This is a genomic window from Pseudomonas sp. NPDC087029 (genome assembly GCF_044745345.1).
In the GTDB taxonomy this organism is placed as follows: Bacteria; Pseudomonadota; Gammaproteobacteria; order Pseudomonadales; family Pseudomonadaceae; genus Aquipseudomonas; species Aquipseudomonas faucium.
Window position 1 is genome coordinate 414418 of the sequence record NZ_JBIVAB010000001.1, and the last position, 21656, is coordinate 436073.

15 protein-coding genes are annotated in these 21656 nt (G+C 66.4%); 5 read left to right on the plus strand and 10 right to left on the minus strand.

The window, feature by feature from the left end; translation table 11 throughout:
• From ACIPG5_RS01870 to ACIPG5_RS01895, 6 genes are all read right to left on the minus strand, one after another.
• Positions 1 to 2775 carry a malto-oligosyltrehalose synthase gene (locus ACIPG5_RS01870; RefSeq protein ID WP_401373049.1) on the minus strand — a complete coding sequence of 925 codons (2775 nt, stop codon included), beginning with the start codon at positions 2773 to 2775 and terminating at the stop codon, positions 1 to 3.
• Positions 2772 to 4841: a 4-alpha-glucanotransferase gene (gene malQ, locus ACIPG5_RS01875; RefSeq protein WP_401373051.1), complete on the minus strand. Its 2070-nt coding sequence runs from the start codon at positions 4839 to 4841 to the stop codon at positions 2772 to 2774. Before malQ ends, ACIPG5_RS01870 begins: the two co-directional genes overlap by 4 nt.
• On the minus strand, positions 4838 to 6580 hold the full coding sequence (gene treZ / locus ACIPG5_RS01880) for a malto-oligosyltrehalose trehalohydrolase (RefSeq protein WP_401373053.1): 1743 nt from the start codon (positions 6578 to 6580) through the stop codon (positions 4838 to 4840). The genes malQ and treZ overlap by 4 nt, the downstream gene beginning before the upstream one ends.
• A gap of 14 nt (positions 6581 to 6594) precedes the next feature.
• The gene (gene glgA / locus ACIPG5_RS01885; protein ID WP_176517982.1) at positions 6595 to 8154 is read right to left on the minus strand and encodes a glycogen synthase GlgA; all 1560 of its coding nucleotides are present in this window, start codon (positions 8152 to 8154) and stop codon (positions 6595 to 6597) included.
• A gap of 492 nt (positions 8155 to 8646) precedes the next feature.
• Positions 8647 to 9096, minus strand: a complete 450-nt coding sequence (locus ACIPG5_RS01890) for an SgcJ/EcaC family oxidoreductase (RefSeq protein ID WP_286915394.1) — start codon at positions 9094 to 9096, stop codon at positions 8647 to 8649.
• A 152-nt stretch (positions 9097 to 9248) separates the two neighbouring features.
• Positions 9249 to 9416 carry a DUF6026 family protein gene (locus tag ACIPG5_RS01895; protein ID WP_236193566.1) on the minus strand — a complete coding sequence of 56 codons (168 nt, stop codon included), beginning with the start codon at positions 9414 to 9416 and terminating at the stop codon, positions 9249 to 9251.
• Positions 9417 to 9619: 203 nt separating this feature from the next.
• Here ACIPG5_RS01895 and gnd point away from each other — a divergent pair, with 203 nt between their 5' ends.
• The 3 genes from gnd (at position 9620) to ACIPG5_RS01910 (ending at position 14011) form a co-directional block, all read left to right on the plus strand.
• Entirely contained in the window at positions 9620 to 10603 is a 984-nt protein-coding gene (gene gnd, locus ACIPG5_RS01900; RefSeq protein ID WP_401373056.1) for a phosphogluconate dehydrogenase (NAD(+)-dependent, decarboxylating), read from the plus strand.
• Complete coding sequence (gene zwf, locus ACIPG5_RS01905; protein ID WP_176517298.1) at positions 10600 to 12105, plus strand: glucose-6-phosphate dehydrogenase; 1506 nt, start codon at positions 10600 to 10602, stop codon at positions 12103 to 12105. The genes gnd and zwf overlap by 4 nt, the downstream gene beginning before the upstream one ends.
• A gap of 109 nt (positions 12106 to 12214) precedes the next feature.
• Complete coding sequence (locus ACIPG5_RS01910) at positions 12215 to 14011, plus strand: glycoside hydrolase family 15 protein (RefSeq protein WP_401373059.1); 1797 nt, start codon at positions 12215 to 12217, stop codon at positions 14009 to 14011.
• A 5-nt stretch (positions 14012 to 14016) separates the two neighbouring features.
• Here the strand turns inward: ACIPG5_RS01910 and ACIPG5_RS01915 are convergent, their stop codons facing one another.
• Complete coding sequence (locus ACIPG5_RS01915) at positions 14017 to 14289, minus strand: HU family DNA-binding protein (RefSeq protein WP_176517300.1); 273 nt, start codon at positions 14287 to 14289, stop codon at positions 14017 to 14019.
• 170 nt (positions 14290 to 14459) lie between these two features.
• Here ACIPG5_RS01915 and ACIPG5_RS01920 point away from each other — a divergent pair, with 170 nt between their 5' ends.
• Positions 14460 to 15080 carry a TetR/AcrR family transcriptional regulator gene (locus ACIPG5_RS01920; RefSeq protein WP_314618308.1) on the plus strand — a complete coding sequence of 207 codons (621 nt, stop codon included), beginning with the start codon at positions 14460 to 14462 and terminating at the stop codon, positions 15078 to 15080.
• A gap of 127 nt (positions 15081 to 15207) precedes the next feature.
• On the opposite strand, the gene preA is transcribed toward ACIPG5_RS01920, so the two are convergent.
• From preA to hydA, 3 genes are all read right to left on the minus strand, one after another.
• Complete coding sequence (gene preA, locus ACIPG5_RS01925; RefSeq protein WP_236235470.1) at positions 15208 to 16482, minus strand: NAD-dependent dihydropyrimidine dehydrogenase subunit PreA; 1275 nt, start codon at positions 16480 to 16482, stop codon at positions 15208 to 15210.
• Positions 16482 to 17849 carry an NAD(P)-dependent oxidoreductase gene (locus ACIPG5_RS01930; protein ID WP_401373062.1) on the minus strand — a complete coding sequence of 456 codons (1368 nt, stop codon included), beginning with the start codon at positions 17847 to 17849 and terminating at the stop codon, positions 16482 to 16484. The genes preA and ACIPG5_RS01930 overlap by 1 nt, the downstream gene beginning before the upstream one ends.
• Positions 17850 to 17977: 128 nt before the next feature.
• Positions 17978 to 19417 (minus strand): dihydropyrimidinase, encoded by a 1440-nt coding sequence (hydA, locus tag ACIPG5_RS01935; protein WP_286915388.1) that lies wholly within the window; start codon positions 19415 to 19417, stop codon positions 17978 to 17980.
• Positions 19418 to 20033: 616 nt separating this feature from the next.
• On the opposite strand from hydA, the gene ACIPG5_RS01940 reads away from it, so the two are divergent.
• Positions 20034 to 21524 (plus strand): NCS1 family nucleobase:cation symporter-1, encoded by a 1491-nt coding sequence (locus tag ACIPG5_RS01940; RefSeq protein WP_176517305.1) that lies wholly within the window; start codon positions 20034 to 20036, stop codon positions 21522 to 21524.
• Positions 21525 to 21656: the final 132 nt, after the last annotated feature.

The window sequence follows — 21656 nt, forward strand, 5'->3', positions numbered from 1 at the left end:
TCAAGATTGTTGTATCAACAGATTGACCGGAAACTCCGCCAGTACCGCGCGCAACATCAGTTCCTTTGAAGGGCTGACAGCGGCACTTGGGAAAAGTCCCGTCGAGTTGGCAGGTGACAAGGCAAACGGCAGGATCACCCGGGTGTCGTCCCAGTTCTGCGCCGGGATCAACGGTGTCGTGGCGCCGCCCAGCAGGCCGCTGGCCAGGCGTGGGGCGACGATGATGGCGCGCTGGCCTTCACCCAGGCGGGCGAACGCCAGCACCTGGTCGGCATGCCGGCCCTGCACGGTCAGTGGCAGGTAGGCGCCGCGGCGGAACAGTTCGGCATGGGCCTGGCGGCAGTCCAGCACGCGGGCCACCAGGGCCTGTTTGATGCGCCCGTCGCGCCAGTGCGCGAGCAGCTCGGCCGGCGTGCTGGCGTCGTCCAGGGTGCGACGTCTGCAAGCGTAGTCCACCGGCTGGCGGTTGTCCGGGTCGACCAGGCTGAAATCCCAGTACTCGTTGCCCTGGTACAGGTCGGGCACCCCCGGCACGGTCATGCGCAGCAGCGTCTGCACCAGGCCGTTGAGTGCGCCGGGGCAGGCGATCAGCTGCGCGGCATCGGCCAGCGACTGGCGCAGTTGCTGGTTCTCGCGGGCGAGCAACAGGCCATCGACATAGCCGGCGCAGGCTGCTTCATAGGCTTCGTTGGGGGCGTTCCAGCTGCTGCGCAGCTTGGCCTCGCGCAGGGCCTTCTGCTGCCACTGGCGGATGCGCGCGGCGTAGTGCTGCAGGGCGGCGCCATCGTTCAGGTCCAGGCCTAGCGGCCAGCTGCCGAGCAAGGTCTGCAACAGCAGCATCTCATCACCCGGGCTCGGCGCCAGGCCATCGTCCAGTTGCTCGCGCAGCGGCGCGGCCAGCTCGCGCCAGTGCTCCATGCGGCTGGCCAGCCAGGGGCCGCGTTCGCTCAGCACCGCCAGGCGTGCGCGGGTGTCTTCGCCGCGCTTGTGGTCGTGGGTGGCGGTGGCCAGCAGGTTGTCGGGGAAGTCGCGCAGGCGGCGCTGGGCTTCGTTGTGGAAGTACTCGGGGCCGGCGCTGAAACGCTCGGCCTCGAAGCCCACATCGTTGCGCGACAACAGCCGCGCCGAGCGGTAGAAGGCAGTGTCTTCCACGGCCTTGGCCGCGCTCGGCGCGGTGAGCTGCTGGAAGCGCACGCAGGCGTGGCGCAGGTGCTTGCGCGGGCGGCCAGGCGGCAGCTGGCGCCAGGGTTGGCCACCGAGCCAGTGCGCCAGCTGCTCGAGCAGTGGCCAGTCGGCTTCGGCGAGGTCCTGGCGGGCATCGGCCAGGGCCTGCTGGAAGAACTTCTCGTCCTCGGCCGGGCGGCCACAGGCGTTGAAGTAGGTGCGGTACACCGGGTAGTGCGCCACCAGCGCCTGCAGCGCCCGGCGGATGGCGCCGAGGGTCAGGTCGCGGGTCATCAGGTCGTCGCGGGCCACCTGCAGCAGCGCCTGGGCCACCGATTCGCAGTCGCCGGCCAGGCTCGCGTTGAGCACCAGGTGGCGGGCCTGGCGCACTTCCTCGGCGAACGCCGGGCGCTCGCTCAGGGCGGCCCAGAGCTCGGTCAGCGGTGCCTCGCCGGCCGGGTCGTGCTGCAGCAGCGACACCTGGTTCATGAACTCGTAGCCGGTGGTGCCGTCGGTGAGCCAGTCGCGGTGCAGGTGCTCGCCCTGGCCGAGGATTTTTTCCACGTAGATCGGGAAGTGCTCCAGCGCCGCCGACAGGGGCCGCCTGGCGAGCAGCCCGGTGACCCGCCGGCGCAACTTGCGGCAGTAGCCGCGCGGGTCGGCCAGGCCATCGATATGGTCGATGCGCAGGCCATCCACCAGGCCGCGCTCGATCAGCTCGAACAGCTTGGCGTGGGTGGCCTCGAACACCACCGCGCGCTCCACCCGCAGGCCGCCCAGCTCGTTGATGTCGAAGAAGCGCCGCCAGTTGATGTCGTCGGCGGCGGTACGCCAGCTGGCCAGGCGGTAGGTCTGGCGCTCCAGCAACAGGTGCAGGCGCTTGAAGCCGTTTTCGCAGCGGCTGTCGAAGGCCACCAGGGCCGATTCCAGGTCGGCGCCTTCAGCCACCAGGCGCGCCAGTTCGGCGTGCAACGGCGCGGCGGCGGCCAGCGGCTCGGCGGCGTCGTTCAGGGCCGTGAAGTGCTCGGCCAGCGCCTGCAAGGCCGGCTCCGGGCTCAGGGAAAGGATCCAGCCGTAATCGACCGGGCAGATGGGGAAGCGGTGCTCATGGTGGGCCACCTGCAGCACGCCCTGCTGGGCGTCGAACTGCAGCGGCATCTCGCCGTTCTTCAGCACCAGGCCGTAGTCGTTGGCCAGGAACGGCAGCAGCAGTTGGCCCGCCAGCAGCGGGTCGCTGGAGTGCCACTGGATGTCGAAGAACTCGGCATAGGGGCTGCGCCGGCCCCAGGCCAGCAGGCTCTGCCACCAGGGGTTGTCGGCGCCGCCGACGGCCATGTGGTTGGACACGGTATCGAGGATCAGCCCCATGCCGTGCTGGCGCAGGGCGGCCACCAGGCGCTGCAGCGCGGCCTCGCCGCCGAGCTCCGGGTTGACCTGGGTCGGGTCGACCACATCGTAGCCATGGCGTGAGCCGGCGCGGGCCTTGAGGATCGGCGAGGCATACACATGGCTGATGCCCAGCTGGGCGAAGTAGGGCACCAGCGGCACAGCGTGGTCGAGGGTGAAGTCACTGTGAAACTGCAGGCGCAAAGTCGCGCTCAAGGGCTTCATCGGTCACGCTCCCAGGCTTGTTCGCGGGCCTGGGCCAACAGCTCCAGGCGGCGTGCGGCATCGTCATCGTCGAGCAGTTCGCGCACCGGCGCGGCGAAGCGCCGGCGCCAGTTGGGGTGGCCTTCGGTGGTGCCGGGCAGGTTGGGTTGCTCATCGCTGCCCAGCAGGTCTTCCAGCGGGATCAGCACCAGCGGCGCGCGGGTGTGGCCGACGTAGCGGATGGCGGCATCGATCAGCGCGTCGTTGTCCGCTTGCGGGCCGTAGTTGGCTTCCAGGGTGCGGCGCAGGCCGTCGCGCTCCTTCTGCCGCTCGTGGCGCCAGTGCAGTTCGGTGGCGGCGTCGATCAGCTTCAGGCGCTGGCTCCAGTCGATGTCGCGGCTTTGCAGCCAGCCGGCCAGGGGCGCCAGGTCGTGGGTGCCGGTGGTGGCCAGGGCATCGTCCGGCCAGTCGAGAATCGGCTTGAAGTGCCCAGGCTGGGTCTGCTCGAAGGGCAGCACGCGCATGCCCAGCACATGCTTGGCGGCCAGCGCTTCACGCAGGCCTTCGGGCACCGTGCCAAGGTCTTCGCCGAGGATGATTGCCTGGTGGCGCGCCGACTCCAGGGCCAGCAGGCGCAGCAGGTCCTGCAGCGGGTAATGCAGGTAGGCGCCTTCGCTGGGCTTGCAGCCGCGGGGGATCAGCCACAGGCGGCGCAGGCCCATCACATGGTCGATGCGCAGGCCGCCCGCGTGCGCAAGGTTGGCCCGCAGCATCTCGATGAAGGCGCGGTAGCCATTGCGCTTGAGGCCTTCGGGGGAGAAGGCGCAGATGCCCCAGTCCTGCCCCGAGCGGTTGAGGATGTCCGGTGGCGCGCCGACCTTGAGGTTGGCCAACAGCTCGTCCTGGCGGCTCCAGGCCTGGCTGCCGGCACCGTCGGCGCCCACCGCCAGGTCGGCGATCAGGCCCACCGCCATGCCGTTGCTGCGCGCCGCTTCCTGGGCGCGTTGCAGGCTGCGGTCGGCCAGCCACTGGCAGAAGGCGTGGAACTCGACCTTGGCCGGGTAGGCGTTGGCGAAGGCTTCGACCTCGGGGTGGTAGGGGTCGTGCCAGGCGCTGGGCCAGTTGCGCCAGTCACCGCCCAGGCCGTGGTCCACGGCTTGCGCCTGCAGCACCTCGAAGCGGCAGTGGTGCTCCAGGGCCTGGCCGGCCGCGGCGCGGAAGCTGTCGAAGTCCTTGCGCAGCGGGTGGTCGCCCTGGCTGAAGTCCTGGTACAGCGCCTGCAGCAGGCTCAGGCGGGCGTTGGCGGCCCGTGGCCAGTCGACCAGCGGTTGCTGTTCCAGGTCTTCGAGGGTCTGCTCCAGGCCGCAGGCCTCGATGGCCATGCGCACGGCGCGCTCGCCGAGCACGGCGGCGGGGCTGGCATAGAGGGTGTTGAGCAGCAGGCGGCTGGAGGGCGAATAAGGGCTGTAGTGCAGCTGGTCAACCGCCGACAGGGCATGGATCGGGCTGATGGCCAGGGCATCGGCGCCGCGCTCGGCGGCGCTGCGTGCCAGTTGCTCCAGGGCCAGGCAGTCGCCGAAGCCGCCATCGCCGCTGCGGCGCAGGCTGTAGAGCTGCACGGCAAGGCCCCAGCAGCGCGGCGGTGGTGGTTGCACCGCGTCTTCCAGGCTGTGGCAGCGCGCAGGCGCCACGGCCAGGGTGAAGCGCTGGCCTTCGATTTCTACCTGGTGGTAGCCGACGGGCAACACGCCGGGCAGGCGCGCCTGGCTGTCGAGGGCGACGTTGCGCTGGCTGCCATCTTCCAGGGTGCAACGCGCGGTGCTGGCGGGCTGGAAGTAGTGCGCCAAGGCCAGCGGCTCAGCCACGTCGGCGGTCAGCAGTGGCGGCAGGTGCTGGCTATCCTCGGCGGTTTCCACCGCCTGCAGGCTGCTGTGCACCTCGTTGTCGTCGCCAGCCAGGTGGCCCAGGCCAGCGAGGACCTTGCGCAGCACCTCGTCGCTGACCTGTTGTGGCCGGTTGTTGGCATCGACCCAATCGCGGGCAAGGCCCACGCGGGCGGCCAGGCGGTGCAGGGCGGTTTCGCTCATGGGCTCTCCTGGCCAGGGGCAAGCAGGCTGACCACGCAGCTGTAGGCCGACAGTGCGGTGTCTGGGTGCGTGGTGTCGCTGCTGTCGTAAAGGCGCTGTTCGGCGGCGGGCAAGGTGACTGCCTGGGGCGTGGGCGCAAGGTTCAGGTCGATGCGCAGGGTCTTGCCATCGCCCAGGCGCCAGCGTGCGGTCAGGGCCTTGTCGCCCAGCACGTCGGCGCCCAGCGCGCGGCTGCCGGGCAAGTGCGGGATCACATGGATGCGGCGCAGCGCCAGCAGCTGTTGATAGAGGCCGTGCCAGCCGGCGATGACCTCCTCGCGCTGGGGCCGCGAAGCTTCGAAGGTCTGCTCGGCGTTGGGGTCGGGGATGCGTTCGCGCTGGGCCGGGTCGGCGAAGGCGTTGAAGTGGGCGAACTCGCCGCGCCGGCCTTCGCGCACGGCATCGGCCAGTTCGTCGTGGAAGTCGGTGAAGAACAGAAAGGGCCGGCAACTGCCGTCGTCGTCGCCCATGAACAGCAGCGGGATCATCGGCGCCAGCAGCAGCAGGCCGGTGGCTGCGCGCAGGGCCTGGGGCGGGCACAAACGGGTGAGGCGCTCGCCCAGGGCGCGGTTGCCGATCTGGTCGTGGTTCTGCAGGAACAGCACGAACGAACTGGGCTCCAGGTGGCCGCTGGGCTCGCCGCGTGGCGTGCCGTGGCGGTTGGCCTGGCCCTGGAACACGAAGCCTTCGGCCAGGCAGCGGGCCAGCTTGTCGATCGGCCGCTGCTGGTAGTCGGCGTAGTAGCCTTCGGTTTCGCCGGTCAGCAATACGTGCAGGGCGTTGTGGCCATCGTCGTTCCACTGCGCATCGAAGCCCTGTTCGAGCAAGGATGCCTGGTTGTGCTCGTTCTCCAGCACCAGCCACACGTGCCGGCCTGGCTCGATGGCGGCGCGCACACGCTGCGCCAGTTCGACGAGAAAGTCCGGTGCATCGATGGCGTGCACAGCGTCCAGGCGCAGGCCGTCGCAGCGGTATTCGCACAGCCACATCAGGGCATTCTGGATGAAGAACTCGCGCACTTCGGCGCGGCGAAAATCGATGGCGGCGCCCCAGGGCGTCTGCCGGTCCTCGCGAAAGAACGCGCTGGCGTACTGGTGCAGGTAGTTGCCGTCGGGGCCGAAATGGTTGTAGACCACGTCCACCAGCACCATCAGGCGCTGGCCGTGGGCTTGATCCACCAGCGCGCACAGTTGCTCGGGGCTGCCGTAGTTGTGCTGCGGTGCATAGGGCAGCACGCCGTCATAGCCCCAGTTGCGCTCGCCGGGGAACTGCCCGATGGGCATCAGCTCGATGGCGCTGATGCCAAGCTCGGCCAGGCGCGGCAACTGCCGGGCGACGCCGTCGTAGCCTTGCAGCACGCCGACGTGCAGCTCCTGGATCACCGCTTCGTGCCAGGGCCGGCCATGCCAGGGGTGTTGCCAGGCATAGGCCTGGGTGTCGACCACCTGGCTTGGGCCCTGCACCCCTTCGGGCTGGTAGCGCGAGGCCGGGTCGGCCACCTGCAACTGGCCATCGATGCGGTAGTGGTAGCGGTCCCCGGCCTGGCAGGGCGCCACGCCGGTGAACCAGCCATTGTCTTCGCGCAGCAGCTCGATTGCCGGCTGCTGCTGCAATTCCAAGCTCACGCTGCGCGCATCGGGCGCCCACAGGGCGAAGCGCGCCGACGTGGCGTCCAGAAGGTGTGCGCCATGCCTGTGCATCTTCGACTCCCCGCTCAGTAGTGGCTGAACTGTGCCTGCTTGACCAGGTCCTCGTAGAGGCGGGCGTAGGGTTCGACCGCCTGGCACCAGTTGAACGGCTGGGTCATGGACAGGCAGCGCATGGCATTGAGCAGGTTCTTCTTCCCATAGATATAGAAGGCCCGGCTCAGCGCCTCGCGGTAGCTTTCCACGGTCGATTCGTCGAACAGAAAACCCGTCACGCCGTTCTCGATGGTGTCGGCCAGCCCGCCGGTGTTGCGCGCCACCGGCAACGAACCGAAGCGCTGGGCGTACATCTGGCTCAGGCCGCAGGGCTCGTAGCGCGATGGCATGAGCAGGAAGTCGCTGCCGGCGAACATGCGCCGGGCATCGGTTTCGTTGAAGCCGATGCGCACGCCGATGCGGCCCGGGTGGCGCAGCGCCAGTTCGCGCATGGCTTGTTCTTCTTCCGGCTCGCCGCGGCCGATGATGGCGATCTGGCCGCCTTGCTCGACGATGTAGTCGGCCACGCCCAGGGTCAGGTCCAGGCCCTTCTGGTACACCAGGCGCGAGACCACGGCGAACAACGGGCCGCTGGACGGTTCGAGTTCGAACAGGCGGCGCACCGCTTCGGCGTTGCGTGCCTTGCCCTCCCAGTCGTTGATGCTGAAGTTGTGCTGCAGGTGGGTGTCGGTGGCCGAATCCCAGCTCTCATCGATGCCGTTGGGAATGCCGCCGAGCAGCCCTTGCTGGGCCTTGCTGGCGAGAAAGCCGTGCAGGCCGCAGCCGAATTCCGGGGTGGTGATTTCACGGGCGTAGGTGGCGCTGACCGTGGTGATGTGGCTGGAGTAGGCAAGGCCGGCCTTGAGGAACGACAGCTTGCCGTAGAACTCCATGCCTTCCTGCTGCATGGCATGGTCGGGGATCGCCAGCTCCGGGCTGCAGGCGCGGCTGTACACACCCTGGTAGGCCAGGTTGTGGATGGTGAACAGGGTCGGGGTATTCAGGCCGCGCCAGTGCATGTAGGCCGGGGCCAGGCCGGCAGGCCAGTCGTGGGCGTGCACCACTTCGGGCTTCCAGTGGATCTTGCCTTCGCCGGCAGCGATTTCGGCGGCGGCCAGGCCCAGGCGAGCGAAACGGATGTGGTTGTCGGGCCAGTCGCGACCGTTGTTGGCACCATAGGGCGTGCCGTCGCGCTGGTACAGCTCGGGGCAGATGAGCACGTAGATGACCAGGCCGTCGGCCATGTCCATGCGGCCGATCTTGCACGGCGGCAGGGCGGCGTGGCCACCGAGTTCGCCGACGATATGGATGGGGTTGTCGCTTTCCATCACCTGGCTGTAGCCGGGGATCAGTACCCGCACATCGTGCAGGTGCGCAAGGGCCCGGGGCAGTGCGGCGGAGACGTCGCCCAGGCCACCGGTTTTCACAAGGTCAGCGATTTCCGAAGTGACGAACAGGATCTTGCGCTTGTTCGGGTTGTGCTGGCGCTGGGCGCCGGGTGCCTTGGCTGTCGTGGCGAAGCCCGGGGTGAGGGGTTCGCGGTTTTCCGGGTTGAATGAATCTACGTGAGGTTCGACAGCGGCACTGATCATACTTCTCTCCGTCCCTATGTTGTGGCCGGGTGCTGGCACCCGTTGCTCTTGTTTCGTTGTTGGTTTTCTCTGGTTCGTATCTTCGTAGTGCGGTCCTTGCCCCAGGGTCGTGCGCGCAGGCACGGCGCAATCGGCATTCCGGCCGAAGGCGAGTGAGCGGGTTGGGGTGGGTGGGCTTTGGCGAGGGGTGCCCCTTTGCCATGGCCTACTTATGTTGCTGACCCGCCACCGTTTGCAAAAGTTCGACTTATTTCCGTCGCTTCTTCCCTGAGCAAATGGCGGGCCGGAAACTGAGTGTAGGAGAGCTGGAGCTAAAAAGGTGACCCACTGGTCACTTTCGTTATGACGCGGGCTAGACGCAAACGTTGGCGTGCGCAGTGGGTGCCGAGGCGGGCTTGAAAAGGGGCAGGTGAGTGGGGTGGGCGTGCTTCATTTTGCAGCGAGCGAGGGCCAGGTTTGCCCTGAAGCGGGGCATTGGGCCCCGCGCCATGCTCAGGTCGAAGGCAGCAGCGAAGAGTGGTGATGGCTGATCAGCCACTGCTGGCCATCCCAGGCGTACGTGAAGCTGTAGCGTGCAGCCACCTGCTTGCCCGTGGCGGCGAAATCGAAGGTATAGAGGCCGGCGAGGGTTGCCGTGTTGCAGGCGGCTTGAAAGTGGTGGCTGTCGAGCTTGCCGCTGGGCTGTTCGGCGAGGAAGTGCTCGAAGTAGTCGAGGCGTTCCTGCTGGCTCAGGCGTGGATGCTTGGACACCGTGGGCAGCAACAGCGCATCGTGCTGGTAGCGCTGCGCGACCCGCTTGGGGTCGCCGCTCTTGAGGCTGTCGTTCCAGGTTTCGAACAAGGCCAGGGCTTGCTGTTCGGTGACGGTTTCGCAGCTCTGGGCTGCAGCGTGCAAGGGCAGGGAGGCGAGGGCTATCGGCAGGCAGTATTTGGCGATGTTCATGCTAGCTCCGTTGGCGGGGCTCCTGGCTGGGCCCGCGACGGCAGCTACTGTAGAAAGCGCGACGTGGCGCAACTATCGGAAAAATCGTTTGGCTAGCACTGCTTTTGCGCAGCGCAGGGTGGGAGCGGGGGAGCTCCCACGCCAGGAGAGGGTCAGAGGCTGACGGATTTGTCGCCGGAACGTGCCTGCTCCAGCAGCATGTGCAATTGAGCGACCTGCTGGCGCAGCTGCTCGCGTTCGTCCTTCAACTTGCGCAGCTCATCGCGGCGCACGGAGACATAGAGGGTCTGGGTTGGAGTGGCTGGCATCAAGGTACCCATGAGTACACCTCGCGGTTCTGGCTGGTGACATTTAAAGCGTAGACGCTTCACGCGGCGCGCATTCTGAATTCTTTCGCAGCCGATGGGAACTTTTTTGTTTGACGTTGTCGCGCCGTTCGTCGCTGAACCCTTGGGGCGCGTGCTGGACTAATCTGTGAAGCTGAACTGCATTGTCATTCATTTTCGAAGGGGAGCATCGGCTCATGCAACTGGGAATCGTCGGGCTGGGCCGCATGGGCGGCAATATCGCAAGGCGCCTGATGCGCGCCGGACACCGCACGGTGGTCAACGACCGCAACCGTGAGGCCATCGTCGCCCTGGAAGGCGAGGGCGCCCAGGGTGCCCACGACCTCGGTGCGCTGGTGCAAAAGCTCAAGGCACCGCGGGCGGTGTGGGTGATGCTGCCGGCGGGCGAGCCCACCGAGCAGACCATCGCGCAACTGGCCGAGCTGCTGGAGCCGGGCGATGCGATCATCGATGGCGGCAACACCTTCTACAAGGACGACATGCGCCGCGCCATCGAGCTGGCCAAGCGCGGCCTGCACTACCTGGACGTTGGCACCTCGGGCGGGGTCTGGGGCCTGGAGCGCGGCTACTGCATGATGATCGGCGGCGAAAAGGACGTGTTCGAACGCCTGGAGCCGCTGTTCAAGGCGCTGGCCCCAGGCGTTGGCGATATACCGCGCACCCATGGCCGCGAGGGTGATCACCAGCGCGCCGAGCATGGCTACATCCATGCCGGCCCGCCAGGCGCCGGGCACTACGTGAAGATGGTGCACAACGGCATCGAGTACGGGCTGATGCAGGCCTACGCCGAAGGCTTCGACCTGCTGCGCAGCAAAGGCGGCACGGAACTGCCCGAAGACCAGCGCTTCGACCTGAACGTGGCCGAGATCGCCGAGGTGTGGCGCCGCGGCAGCGTGGTCACCTCCTGGCTGCTCGACCTGACCGCCGATGCCCTGGTGGCCGACCCGCAGCTGGCCCAGTTCAGCGGTTCGGTGTCCGACAGTGGCGAAGGCCGCTGGACCATCGACGCCGCCGTCGAGCAGGCGGTGCCGGTGCCGGTGCTGTCCAGCGCGCTGTTCGCCCGCTTTCGCTCGCGCCAGCAGCAGGGCACCTATGGCGACAAGATCCTTTCCGCCATGCGCCTGGGCTTCGGTGGCCACGTCGAGAAGAAAGACGCATGACCAAACAGACCATACCGACTGCTCCGCCCTGCACCCTGTTCCTCTTCGGCGCCAATGGCGACCTGGTCAAGCGCCTGCTGATGCCGGCGCTGTACAACCTCAGCCGGGACGGCTTGCTCGACCGCAACCTGCGCATCGTCGGCGTCGACCACAACGCCGCCACGGCCACGGAATTCGCCGAGCGCCTGCACGCCTTCATGCTCGAGCGTGACAAGGGCGGCGAGGGCGCCAGCAAGTGCCTGGACGAGAAACTGTGGGCGCGCCTGGCCAAGAACCTGGACTACCAGACCGGCGACTTTCTCGACCCGGCCACCTACACGGCGCTGGCCAAGCGCATCGACAAGACCAGCCATGGCAACGCCATTTTCTACCTGGCCACCTCGCCGCGCTTCTTCCCCGAAGTGGCCCAGCGCCTGGGCGCGGCCGGCTTGCTCGACGAGCCTGGCGGCAGTTTCCGCCGGGTGGTGGTGGAGAAGCCCTTCGGCACTGACCTGGCCAGCGCCGAGGCGCTCAATGCCTGCCTGTTGAAGGTGATGAGCGAGCGGCAGATCTACCGCATCGACCATTACCTGGGCAAGGAAACCGTACAGAACATCCTGGTCAGCCGGTTTTCCAACGGTTTGTTCGAATCGTTCTGGAACAACCACTACATCGACCATGTGCAGATCACCGCCGCCGAAACCGTTGGCGTCGAGACCCGCGGCGCGTTCTACGACAACACCGGTGCCCTGCGCGACATGGTGCCCAACCACCTGTTCCAGCTGCTGGCGATGGTCGCCATGGAGCCACCGGCGGCCTTTGGCGCCGATGCCGTGCGTGGCGAGAAGGCCAAGGTCATCGGCGCCATCCGCCCCTGGTCGGCGAAAATGGCCCTGCGCAACTCGGTGCGGGGCCAGTACAGCGAAGGCAAGCAGGGGCGCAAGCGCCTGCCGGGCTATCGCCAGGAAGACAAGGTGGCGCCAGATAGCCAGACCGAAACCTACGTGGCCCTGAAGGTGATGATCGACAACTGGCGCTGGGCCGGCGTGCCGTTCTACCTGCGTACCGGCAAGCGCATGAGCGTGCGCGACACCGAAATCGCCATCTGCTTCAAGCCGGCGCCTTACGCGCAGTTTCGCGAGTCGGAGCTGGAGCGGCCCAAGCCCAATTACCTGAAGATCCAGATCCAGCCCAATGAGGGCATGTGGTTCGACCTGCAGGCCAAGCGGCCGGGGCCGGAGCTGGTGATGGAGAATGTCGAGCTGGGCTTTGCCTACAAGGACTTCTTCAAGATGACCCCGGCGACCGGCTACGAGACCTTGATCTACGACTGCCTGACCGGCGACCAGACCTTGTTCCAGCGCGCCGACAACATCGAGAACGGCTGGCGTGCGGTGCAGCCGTTTCTCGATGCCTGGGCCCAGGACGGCGAGGTGCATGAGTACCCGGCGGGTGAGGATGGGCCTGAGGCTGGGGATGAGTTGCTGACCCGTGACAAGCGTGAATGGCACAAGCTGGGGTGACTGTACCGGCCTCATCGCCGGCAAGCCGGCTCCCACAGGCCTGTGTGTACCTGTGGGAGCCGGCTTGTCGGCGATGACGCCGGTACAGGCAAACCTATAAGGAGTAGCAATGCCCGCCCACATCGAAGACTACGCCCTGCTCGGCAACTGCCGCAGCGCCGCCCTGGTCAGCCGCGACGGCTCCCTGGACTGGCTGTGCCTGCCGCGCTTCGACGCCCCCGCGGTGTTCGCCGCGCTGCTGGGCAACGAAGAAAACGGCCGCTGGCGCCTGGCCCCGACCGACCCGGTGGAACACAGCAGCCGTACTTACCTGGACGACACCCTGGTACTGCAAACCACCTGGGTCACTGCCAGCGGCCGCGCCCGCGTGCTCGATTTCATGCCGCTGGACGAGGTCAACTCGGTGGTGCGCATCGTCGAAGGCCTTTCGGGTGAAACGAGCTTCGAAATGGACCTGGTGATGCGCTTCGATTACGGGCGCAGCGTGCCCTGGGTAGAAAAACTCGACCCCCTGACCCTCAGCGCCGTGGCCGGCCCCGACCGCCTGATCCTGTGCAGCAGCGTGCCCTCGCACGCCCGTGACCACCACACGGTCGCGCGCTTTCGCGTCGGTGCTGGCGAACGCCACGTGTTCAGCCTGCGCCACCAGCCCTCGCATTTGCCGGTGCAGCCAGACTGCGACATCGACCAGGCCCTGGCGCACACCCTCGAGCACTGGCAGGCGTTCGCCGCCCGTTGCCCGGATGTCGGCCCTTACACCGCCCTGGTGCGGCGCTCGCTGCTGACCCTCAAGGCCATGACCTACGCCCCCACCGGCGGCATCGTCGCCGCCGTCACCACCTCGCTGCCCGAGCGCGTGGGCGGCGAGCGCAACTGGGACTACCGCTTCTGCTGGCTGCGCGACGCCACCATGACCCTGCTGGCCTTCATGAACCTTGGCTACTTCGACGAAGCCCAGGCCTGGCGCGAATGGCTGTTGCGCTCGGTGGCCGGCAACCCCGAGCAGATGCAGATCATGTACGGCCTGGCCGGTGAACGCGACCTGCAGGAATACACCCTGCCGTGGCTGGCCGGCTACGAGCACTCGCAACCGGTGCGGGTCGGCAATGCCGCCTCCGAACAGCGCCAGCTGGATATCTACGGCGAGCTGGCCGACGCCATGACCCAGGCGATCAAGGGCGGCCTGCCTCGCCTGCCGCGCAGCGCCGCGATCGCCCGGTTGATCCTGCCCTATGTGGAAAGCATCTGGCGCGAGCCGGACGAAGGTGTGTGGGAAGTGCGCGGCGGCCGCCAGCACTTCGTGCATTCCAAGGTCATGGCCTGGGTCGCCTTCGACCGCGCGGCGGGGCTGGCCGATACCACCGAGGAAGACCGCGAGCGCGGCCATCATTACCGCCAGGTGGCCGATCAAATCCACCGCGAAGTCTGCGCCCAGGGGCTCGATGCCAGCGGCGCGTTCTTCGTTCAGGCCTATGGCTCGCGCGAACTGGATGCCAGCCTGCTGCAGATTGCCCTGACCGGTTTTCTGCCGGCAACCGACCCGCGCTTTCTGCGCACCCTGGAGCAGATCGAACAGCGGTTGCTGAAAAATGGCCTGCTGCTGCGCTATGACAGCGACAGTTGCAGCGATGGGCTGACGCCAGGGGAGGGCACGTTCCTGGTGTGCTCGTTCTGGTTGGCCGATGTCTATGTGCTGCTCGGGCGCCAGCAGCAGGCGCAGGCGCTGTACGAGAAGCTGACCGGGCTGTGCAACGACCTGGGCCTGCTGGCCGAGCAGTACGACCCGGCCGGGCGGCGCATGCTGGGTAACTACCCCCAGGCGTTCAGCCATATCGGCATCATCAACACGGCGCTGAACCTGCACCGGGCGCAGTGCCCGGCGCGGGATCGGGCGCGCAGTGGGTGAAGGCCTCAGTTCACGGCATCTTTCAGATTCTTGCCGGGTTTGAAGGTGATTTTCTTGTGCGCGTTGATGGTGATTTCTGCAAGGGTGCGCGGGTTGCGCCCAACCCGCTTGGGCACGGCAGTCACGCCGAAATTGCCAAAGCCTACCAACGAGACGTCGTGGCCTTTGATCATGGTTGCGGTGATTGCATCAAGGAACGCTTTCAACACCAACCCTGCGTCAGCCTTGCTCAACTCGGCCCGCTTGGCGATGTCATCGATCAGTTGTTTCTTGTTCATCGGGTCATCCTGTCAATGAGGTGTTCAAGGCCCCGCCGGCCTGCTTGCGGGCTGGCGCGGTACACCGAGTTTCGGGGCTGTCCGACAAGGCGCGCAACTGGCAAAAATATCAGGTCTGCGGTGCTGTAAAACTGTTAGCCTTGACGGGTTTCAGGCGTTTTGGACAGGCCATGGCCAACCACAAGATCGAGATTCGTCGGCGCAATGTAGAAAAGATTCTGCAGGCCGCCGAAAAGGTGTTCGCCGAGAAGGGTTTCGGTGCCACTTCCATGGGCGATATCGCCGAACAGGCCGAGCTGCCGCGTTCCAACCTGCACTACTACTTCAACACCAAGGACGACCTGTTCCGCGCGGTGCTGCAGGACCTGCTGGATGTATGGAAGCAGGACGCCCTGTGCTTCGAGAACTTCGACGACCCGCGGGTGGTGCTGACCAGCTACATCCGCGCCAAGATGGGCCATTCCCGGTCACGTCCGCTGGGTTCGAAGATCTGGGCCGAAGAGATGCTGCATGGCGCGCCGCTGCTGGGCGTGAACCTGGGCGAGAGCCTGGTGCCCTGGGCCAAGCTCAAGGAAGACAAGATTCGGCGTTGGGTGGACGAGGGGCGCATCCTGCCGGTGGAGCCTTCGGCGCTGCTGTACATGATCTGGGCATCGACCCAGCACTATGCCGACTTTGGTTATCAGGTGACGGTGCTCAATGGCGGCGAGCCGCTGTCGGACCCGGCGTTCGAGCGGGCGGTGCAGACGGTGACCAGTGTGATCCTGCGGGGGATTGGGTTGGAGCCTTGAGAGTGCTGGGGCCGCGTTGCGGCCCTTTCGCGACACAAGGCCGCTCCTACAGGGGAGCGCGAAACCCTTGTAGGAGCGGCCTTGTGTCGCGAAAGGGCTGCAACGCAGCCCCAACTATCGCCAATCCTCAGCTCGCTTCGCGGTAGGGATTACGCGGATCCTGTGTCCAGTTCAAATAAGGCTTGCCAGTCTCCTGCGCGACCATCTCGATGCAGCCCTCCACCGGGCAGGTGATCTGGCACAGGTTGCACCCCACGCACTCATCCTCGATCACGCTGTAGGCATGGGTCCCATCCGCCTTCAAGGTGCTGGCAATCGCCTGGTGCGAGGTGTCTTCGCAGGCAATGTGGCAACGCCCGCAGCCAATGCACGCGTCCTGGTCGATGTGCGCCACCGACTTGTAATTGATGTCCAGGTACTTCCAGTCGGTGGTGTGCGCCACCGCCTGGCCGCGGAAGGCCTCCAGGTTGCGGTGCCCGTGCTGGTCCATCCAGCGCGCCAGGCCGTCCTTCATGTCCTCGACGATACGAAAACCATGCAGCATCGCCGCCGTGCACACCTGCACCGCGCCACTGCCCAGGGCGATGAACTCGGCCGCGTCGCGCCAGGTGCCGATGCCGCCGATGCCGCAGATCGGCAGGCCACGGGTTTCAGGGTCGCGGGCGATTTCGGCGACCATGTTCAGGGCGATGGGCTTGACCGCCGAGCCGCAGTAGCCACCGTGGGTACTCTGGTCGCCGACGATGGGGTGGGCGACCATGCGGTCGAGGTCGACGCTGGTGATCGAGTTGATGGTGTTGATCAGCGACACCGCATCCGCCCCGCCGCGGTGGGCGGCGCGTGCCGATTGGCGGATGTCGGTGATGTTGGGCGTGAGCTTGACGATCACCGGCAGGCTGCAGTGCTGCTTGCACCAGCGAGTGACCATCTCCACGTACTCCGGCACCTGGCCCACGGCTGCGCCCATGCCGCGCTCGGGCATGCCGTGGGGGCAGCCGAAGTTGAGCTCGATGCCATCGGCGCCGGTGGCTTCCACCAGCGGCAGGATGAACTTCCACGACTCCTCCACGCACGGCACCATCAGCGACACGATCAGCGCGCGGTCGGGCCAGTCCTTCTTCACCTGGGTGATTTCGCGCAGGTTGATCTCCAGCGAGCGGTCGGTGATCAGCTCGATGTTGTTGATGCCCTGCACCTGGCGGTTGGCACCGAAATGCGCCGAGTAGCGCGACGACACGTTGACCGCCGCCGGGTCCTCGCCCAGGGTTTTCCAGACCACCCCGCCCCAGCCGGCCTCGAAGGCGCGGACCACGTTGTAGGCTTTGTCGGTCGGCGGCGCGGAGGCCAGCCAGAACGGGTTCGGCGCCTTGATGCCGGCGAATACGATGGACAAGTCGGCCATTACGCTGCCTCCACATTGAGCATGAGTTGGGCATGGATGGCTTCGGCGGCCAACTTGCCATGTTGCACGGCTTGTACGGTGAGGTCCTGGCCCAGGGCTGTGCAGTCGCCGCCGGCGTATACGCCGGCCAGGCTGGTGCGCATGCTGGCGTCGACGCGGATGCGCTCGCCGTCGCGGGCCAGCTGCGCGGCCACGGGGTCGCCCAGGCTCTGTTCATCGAAGCGTTGGCCGATGGCCTTGAAGATGGCGTCGGCGGGCAGCTCGAAGGTTTCGCCGGTGTCGCGCAGGCGGCCGTCGGCCAGTTCAGTGCGGGCGAAGCGCATGCCACGCACCTTGCCGTGGTCGTCCAGCAGCACCGCATCGGGGCGCGCCCAGGTGTGCAGGCGTACCTGGTTGGCCTTGGCGATGTCCTGCTCGTGGCCGGTGGCGCCCATGTCGGCGTGGCCACGGCGGTACACCAGGTTGACGTCGCGCGCGCCCAGGCGGCTCATCTGCACGGCCATGTCGATGGCGGTGTTGCCGGCACCGATGACCAGGCAGCGCTCGGCCAGTGGCAGTTGCGTGAGGTCATCGGCCTGGCGCAGTTCGCGGATGTAGTCGGTGGCCGCGAGCATGCCCGCAGCCTCTTCGTCGGCAAGGCCCAGTTGGCGCACCGCATTCAGGCCCAGGCCGAGGAACACCGAATCGTACTGCTCACGCAGCTCGGCAAGGCTCAGGTTGGCGCCCAGGCGCTGGCCATGGCGGATCTCGATGCCGCCGATGCCCAGCAGGAAGTCCACTTCGCGCTGGGCGAAGTCATCCACCAGCTTGTAGCGGGCGATGCCGTATTCGTTGAGGCCACCGGCCTTTTCACTGGCCTCGAACACCACCACGTCATGCCCGTGCAGGGCCAAACGGTGGGCGCAGGACAACCCGGCCGGGCCTGCGCCGACCACGGCAATGCGCTTGCCGGTGGCGGGGGAGCGCTGGAACGGGTGCTCGCTGAAGCCTGCGTTGTCCAGCGCATAGCGCTGCAGCTGGCCGATCAGCACCGGGGCGCACTCCTGGGCGTTGTTGCGCACGCAGGCTTGCTGGCAAAGGATTTCGGTCGGGCACACGCGGGCACAGCTGCCGCCGAGGATGTTGGCCGAGAGAATGCGTTCGGCGGCGCCTTGCAGGTTCTCGTCGCTGATGCGGTGGATGAACGAGGGGATGTCGATTTCGCTCGGGCAGGCATTCACGCAGGGGGCGTCGTAGCAGTACAGGCAACGGGCGCTTTCCACGGCAGCCTGGCGGGCGGTGAGGGGCGGGGCGAGGTCGCTGAAGGCCTCGGCCAACGCATCGTTGCCGGCGCGGGGGCGCGGCAGGTGGTTCAGGGCATCGATCACGGTTGTAGCCTCTCTTTTTTTATGGGGCTTGGTGTGGGCCCAATCGCCGGCAAGCCGGCTCCCTCAGGTACGCAGATGTCCTGGAGAGCGGTGCTGCCCTTGTGGGAGCCGGCTTGCCGGCGATGGCCTCAGCGCTGCACGGGCGTCGGGCGCTGCTGCTCGGCGCGGCGGCCCAGCACCTCGTACACCGAGGGGTAGGCCGGGCGCTCCACGTAACGGCCTGCGCCGGGTTCGGCGCGCAGGTCGCCATCGGCCCAGACCACGCGGCCCTGGCTGATGGTGTGGCTGGGAATGCCGCGCACGGTGCGGCCTTCGAAAATGTTGAAGTCGACGCGCTGGTGGTGGGTCTGCGCCGAGATCGTGCGCGTGCCCTGTGGGTCCCACAGCACCAGGTCGGCATCGGCGCCCACGCGGATGGCGCCCTTGCGCGGGAACAGGTTGAAGATCTTCGCGGTGTTGGTGGAGGTCAGCGCGACGAATTCGTGCATCGACAGGCGCCCGCTGTTGACCCCGGCATCCCACAGCACCGCCATGCGGTCCTCGATGCCGGCGGTGCCGTTGGGGATGCGGCTGAAGTCGTCGCGGCCCATGGCTTTCTGTTCGGCGCAGAAGCAGCAGTGGTCGGTGGCGGTGGTGTGCAGGTTGCCCGACTGCAGGCCGCGCCACAGCGCCTCCTGGTGCTCGCGCGGGCGGAACGGGGGGCTCATCACGTAGCCGGCGGCGGTGGACCAGTCGGGGTGGCGGTAGACGCTGTCGTCGATCAGCAGGTGGCCGGGCAGCACCTCACCGTATACCGGCTGGCCCTTGGCCCGGGCGTAGCTGATCTCGTCCAGCGCTTCGCGGCTGGAGATGTGCACCACGTACAGCGGCGTGCCGATGGTTTCGGCGATGCGGATGGCGCGGCTGGCGGCTTCGCCTTCGACTTGCGAGGGGCGTGACAGCGGGTGCGCTTCCGGGCCGGTCAGGCCCTGGGCCAGCAGTTTGCGCTGCAGGTGATAGACCAGCTCGCCGTTCTCGGCATGCACGGTGGGCACCGCGCCCAGCTGCAGGCAACGCTCGAAGCTGGCCACCAGGGTGTCGTCGGCGGCCATGATGGCGTTCTTGTAGGCCATGAAGTGCTTGAAGCTGTTGACCCCGTGCTGGCTCACCAGCTCGCCCATTTCTTCGGCCACCTGTTCGCTCCACCAGGTGATGGCGACGTGAAAGCCGTAGTCCGAGGCGCTTTTCTGCGCCCAGCCGCGCCAGGTGTGGAAGGCTTCGAGCAGCGACTGCTGGGGGTTGGGGATGACGAAATCGATGATCGAGGTGGTGCCGCCGGCCAGCCCCGCGGCGGTGCCGCTGAAGAAGTCTTCGCTGGCCACGGTGCCCATGAAGGGCAGCTGCATGTGGGTGTGCGGGTCGATGCCGCCGGGCATCAGGTACTGGCCTGTGCCGTCGAGGATTTCGCAATCGGTAGGGGGTTCGAGGTCTTTGCCAATGGCGCGGATCTGGCCATCGACACACAGGACATCAGCGGGATAGCTCTCTTCGTGGGTAACCACGGTGGCGCCACGGATCAACAGGGACATGCCGTCTTCCTCGCAGGCTGACCGGTCTGGGCCGGTTCTTGGAATTGTTATGTGCCAGTGGCTGGAGGATAGATCTCAATCCTGTCAGGCCTGACAAGAATGGAATCTAGTTGGGGATTTTGGATTATTCAAGAAAAAATTTCATGAGCTTATAGCTTTTATAACTAATTGATTTCTAACGATTTATATAAGAAATCACCAAAATGGGGAGACCCTTCACCATTTTGACGCACTTGACAAGATGCCAAATTGGTCAAGATTTTCCATGCAAAATCAGCTGCTTGAAACCTGGCTTCGAGGCGCTGGCCGCGCCACTGAAAAACAAGGTTGCACCAAGTTGAAACCCGGTGCGCGGGCCAGGGCCGGCCCACAGCGGCATGAATACCCGGCGAAGGCACCCGTGTGCCTGCGCCTGGCGCAATCGAAAGCCTTGCAGATCAGTTGATTACCTCCGGCCGGCGGCGGCCGTGCGGGCAGGCTCCGGCCAACCCGGCACGCAATTTGAGTATGGCCCAACCGCCAGGCCGGGCCGGAGGTGCAGTACTGGTGGTGTAGACACTCCGGCCATCGCATTAGCCCGATGAGCGAACAATTAGAAAAATCTGGAGAAGGCCCCATGCAACAGAGCAGATCGCAAGTGATCGAGCAGGCTGGCCTGTTCGAGCTGTCGGCGGGCACTGACGTGCTCGACAGCCCGCGCTACAACCACGACATCGCGCCGACCAAGGTGCACCAGCGCACTTGGAACAAGTGGCACATCACCGCGCTGTGGGTGGGCATGTCCATCTGCGTGCCCACCTACACCCTGGGCGGTGTGCTCACCGCCTACTTCGGCCTGAGCGTGGGCGAGGCGCTGCTGGCGATCCTGCTGGCCAACCTGATCGTGCTGATCCCGCTGACGCTCAATGCCTTCCCCGGCACCAAGTACGGCATTCCGTTCCCGGTGCTGCTGCGCTCCTCGTTCGGCATCATCGGCTCCAACGTGCCGTGCCTGATCCGCGCGGTGGTCGCCTGCGGCTGGTTCGGCATCCAGACGATGTTCGGCGGGCTGGCCATCCACCTGTTCCTGGGCTCGATCTTCCCTGACTGGAAAGCCCTGGGCGGCACCGGCGAGGTGATCGGTTTCATGGTGTTCTGGGCGCTCAACCTGTGGGTGGTGCTGCGCGGTGCGGAGTCGATCAAGTGGCTCGAAACCCTGTCGGCGCCATTGCTGGTGGCGGTGGGCTTCGGCCTGCTGTTCTGGGCCTTGCCGCACATGTCGATGACCGAGTTGCTGGCCCAGCCGCCCAAGCGCCCGGAAGGGGCGAGCGTGGTCAGCTACTTCTGCGCCGGGCTCACGGCGATGGTCGGCTTCTGGGCCACGCTGTCGCTGAACATCCCGGACTTCAGCCGCTACGCCAAGAGCCAGAAGGACCAGATTCTCGGGCAGATCTTCGGCCTGCCGCTGACCATGTTCCTGTTCGCAGCGCTGGGGGTGGTGATGACCGCCGCCTCGGCCTCGCTGGTGGGTGAAACGGTGTCGGACCCGGTGAGCCTGATCGGCAAGATCCACAGCCCGGGCTGGGTGGCGCTGGCCATGGCGCTGATCATCATCGCCACGCTGTCGACCAACACGGCGGCCAACATCGTCTCGCCGACCAACGACTTCCAGAACATCGCCCCGCGCCTGATCGGGCGTAGCCGCGCGGTGTGGCTGACCGGTTTGATCGGGTTGGCGCTGATGGGCCACGAGCTGCTCAAGAAGCTTGGCTGGATCGTCTCCGACCTGAGCCTTGAGAGTGTCTATTCCAACTGGCTGCTGGGTTACTCGAGCCTGCTCGGGCCGATTGCCGGGATCATGGTGGTGGACTACTTCCTGATCCGCCGGCAGAAGCTCGACCTGGCCGGGCTGTACCGTGACGACGTGTACCCGGCGTGGAACTGGGCCGGCTTTGGCGCCTTCGCGGTGCCCGTGGCGCTGACCGTGATGGCGATTGGCAACAGCAGTTTCAGCTGGTTCTACGACTATGGCTGGTTCACCGGCTCGCTGCTCGGTGGCGCGCTGTACTACGCCCTCGGGGGTGTAGCGGTGCGTGGGGCGGCGCGGCTGGCCAAGCCGTTGCCCTGATACCGCGCTGGCCTCATCGCCGGCAAGCCGGCTCCCACAGGTACACACACAGGCCTGTGGGAGCCGGCTTGCCGGCGATGAGGCCCGACCCGACAGCGCAAGACTCAACCTGCATGCAGATAACAAAAACGC